The following is a 3,525-nucleotide window of genomic DNA, read 5'->3' on the forward strand; positions in this document are numbered from 1 at the left end:
GTTGGACGGTGGGGAGTGTGGTGCCGATCGTATGTTGAGAACTACACAGTGGACGCGAGCATCTTTGATTCGCGTCATCCAATCGATCTGAGGTCTTCGGGCTGATGGTTGTGGGTGATGACGGATCGCAATTTTAATCTTTGTGGTCAAGTTTCTAAGAGCAAACGGTGGATGCCTTGGCATCTGGAGCCGAAGAAGGACGTAGAAATCTGCGATAAGCCTCGGGGAGCTGATAATCGAGCCCTGATCCGAGGATTTCCGAATGGGGAAACCCCGCTGGGCGCTTTTGTGACCTGGTGACTCCCGCCTGAATATATAGGGCGGGTAGAGGGAACGTGGGGAAGTGAAACATCTCAGTACCCACAGGAAGAGAAAACAACATGTGATTCCGTGAGTAGTGGCGAGCGAAAGCGGATGAGGCTAAACCGATCATGTGTGATAGCCGGCGGGCGTTGCATGGTCGGGGTTGTGGGACACGTCACTCAGTTCTGCCGGACTGGGGCGGTTACAGCGCATCATAGTCGAACCGGTTTGAAAGCCGGGCCGTAGTGGGTGCCAGCCCCGTAGACGAAATGGTGTTATGGCCGGATGTGTATCCCAAGTAGCACGGGGCCCGAGAAATCCCGTGTGAATCTGTCAGGACCACCTGATAAGCCTAAATACTCCCAGATGACCGATAGCGGACAAGTACCGTGAGGGAAAGGTGAAAAGTACCCCGGGAGGGGAGTGAAATAGTACCTGAAACCGTTTGCTTACAAACCGTCGGAGCCTCCTTAGTAGGGGTGACGGCGTGCCTTTTGAAGAATGAGCCTGCGAGTTAGTGATATGTGGCGAGGTTAACCCGTGTGGGGCAGCCGTAGCGAAAGCGAGTCTGAATAGGGCGTTTGAGTCGCATGTTCTAGACCCGAAGCGAAGTGATCTATCCATGGCCAGGTTGAAGCGACGGTAAGACGTCGTGGAGGACCGAACCCACTTCAGTTGAAAATGGAGGGGATGAGCTGTGGATAGGGGTGAAAGGCCAATCAAACTTCGTGATAGCTGGTTCTCTCCGAAATGCATTTAGGTGCAGCGTTGCGTGTTTCTCGCCGGAGGTAGAGCTACTGGATGGCCGATGGGCCTCAACAGGTTACTGACGTCAGCCAAACTCCGAATGCCGGTGAGTGAGAGCGCAGCAGTGAGACGGTGGGGGATAAGCTTCATCGTCGAGAGGGAAACAACCCAGACTACCAACTAAGGTCCCTAAGCGTGTGCTAAGTGGGAAAGGATGTGGAGTTGCATAGACAACCAGGAGGTTGGCTTAGAAGCAGCCACCCTTGAAAGAGTGCGTAATAGCTCACTGGTCAAGTGATTCCGCGCCGACAATGTAACGGGGCTCAAGCACACCACCGAAGTTGTAGATTTCGCACATTGACAAGCCTTCGTGGTTCAGTCGTGCGGAGTGGTAGGAGAGCGTCGTGTGGCGAGTGAAGCGGCGGAGTGATCCAGCCGTGGACGCTACACGAGTGAGAATGCAGGCATGAGTAGCGAAAGACGGGTGAGAAACCCGTCCTCCGAAAGACCAAGGGTTCCAGGGCCAGGTTAATCCGCCCTGGGTAAGTCGGGACCTAAGGCGAGGCCGACAGGCGTAGTCGATGGACAACGGGTTGATATTCCCGTACCGGCGAACAACCGCCCAAGCTAATCCAGTGGTGCTAAGAGTCCTAACCCGGTTCAACCGGATCCCTTCGGGGTGATGGTGGCCGGTCTAACGCTCGACCCCATGCTGGTGCGGTTAGCGTATGAACAGGTGTGACGCAGGAAGGTAGCTGAGCCAGGCGATGGTATCCGTAAGGTGAACCTGGTGTAAGGATGTAGGGCTGACGATAGGCAAATCCGTCGTCTGTGTGCCTGAGATCCGACGCGTACCCGTAAGGGGAAATCAGTGATCCTATGCTGCCGAGAAAAGCATCGACGCGAGGTTGCAGCCGCCCGTACCCGAAACCGACTCAGGTGGTCAGGTAGAGAATACCAAGGAGATCGAGAGAATCGTGGTTAAGGAACTCGGCAAAATGCCCCCGTAACTTCGGGAGAAGGGGGGCCGGACACGTGACCGGATTTACTCCGTGAGCGTTGAAGGCCGCAGAGACCAGTGGGAAGCGACTGTTTACTAAAAACACAGGTCCGTGCGAAGTCGCAAGACGATGTATACGGACTGACGCCTGCCCGGTGCTGGAAGGTTAAGAGGAAGGGTTAGCCTTTGGGCGAAGCTCTGAATTTAAGCCCCAGTAAACGGCGGTGGTAACTATAACCATCCTAAGGTAGCGAAATTCCTTGTCGGGTAAGTTCCGACCTGCACGAATGGCGTAACGACTTCCCAGCTGTCTCAACCGCGAACTCGGCGAAATTGCACTACGAGTAAAGATGCTCGTTACGCGCAGCAGGACGGAAAGACCCCGTGACCTTTACTACAGTTTGGTATTGGTGTTCGGTGTGGCTTGTGTAGGATAGGTGGGAGACTGTGAAGCGGGCACGCTAGTGTTCGTGGAGTCATTGTTGAAATACCACTCTGGTCACTCTGGATGTCTAACGTAGGACCCTGATCGGGTTCATGGACAGTGCCTGATGGGTAGTTTAACTGGGGCGGTTGCCTCCCAAAGAGTAACGGAGGCGCCCAAAGGTTCCCTCAACCTGGTTGGCAATCAGGTGGCGAGTGTAAGTGCACAAGGGAGCTTGACTGTGAGACTGACAGGTCGAGCAGGGACGAAAGTCGGGACTAGTGATCCGGCAGTGGCTTGTGGAAGCGCTGTCGCTCAACGGATAAAAGGTACCTCGGGGATAACAGGCTGATCTTGCCCAAGAGTCCATATCGACGGCATGGTTTGGCACCTCGATGTCGGCTCGTCGCATCCTGGGGCTGGAGTAGGTCCCAAGGGTTGGGCTGTTCGCCCATTAAAGCGGTACGCGAGCTGGGTTTAGAACGTCGTGAGACAGTTCGGTCCCTATCCGCTGCGCGCGTTGGAAATTTGAGAAGATCTATCCCTAGTACGAGAGGACCGGGATGGACGAACCTCTGGTGTGTCAGTTGTTCTGCCAAGGGCACCGCTGATTAGCTACGTTCGGACCGGATAACCGCTGAAAGCATCTAAGCGGGAAGCCGTCTTCGAGATGAGATTTCCATGCACCTTGAGTGTGAGAGGCTCCCAGCAGACTACTGGGTTGATAGGCCGGATGTGGAAGCGGGGACTAACGACCCGTGGAGCTGACCGGTACTAATAAGCCGAAGACTTGATAACACACTGATTTCCGTGCACTTGTTGCACGGGCTCGCGTCCACTTTGTGGTTCCCGACAGACGATCGGGAATCAAACTAAATAACTCAGCTACAGCTGGGACATGTTTGAGACCAGATCATGGTCGACAGTGTTCCGGTGGTCATAGCGAGAGGGAAACGCCCGGTCACATTCCGAACCCGGAAGCTAAGCCTCTCAGCGCCGATGGTACTGCAAGGGGGACCTTGTGGGAGAGTAGGACGCCGCCGGACTTAAC

2 rRNA genes are annotated in these 3,525 nt (G+C 55.0%); both read left to right on the forward strand.

Annotation, left to right across the window (positions count from 1 at the left end):
- The first annotated feature begins 144 nt into the window (after positions 1 to 144).
- Positions 145 to 3,272: ribosomal RNA gene (locus EDF63_RS18330) — 23S ribosomal RNA — on the forward strand.
- Between the two features lie 131 nt (positions 3,273 to 3,403).
- Positions 3,404 to 3,520, forward strand: a 5S ribosomal RNA gene (gene rrf / locus EDF63_RS18335).
- Positions 3,521 to 3,525 lie beyond the last annotated feature (5 nt).

Source organism: Curtobacterium sp. JUb34, from assembly GCF_003755065.1.
Taxonomy (GTDB): domain Bacteria; phylum Actinomycetota; class Actinomycetes; order Actinomycetales; family Microbacteriaceae; genus Curtobacterium.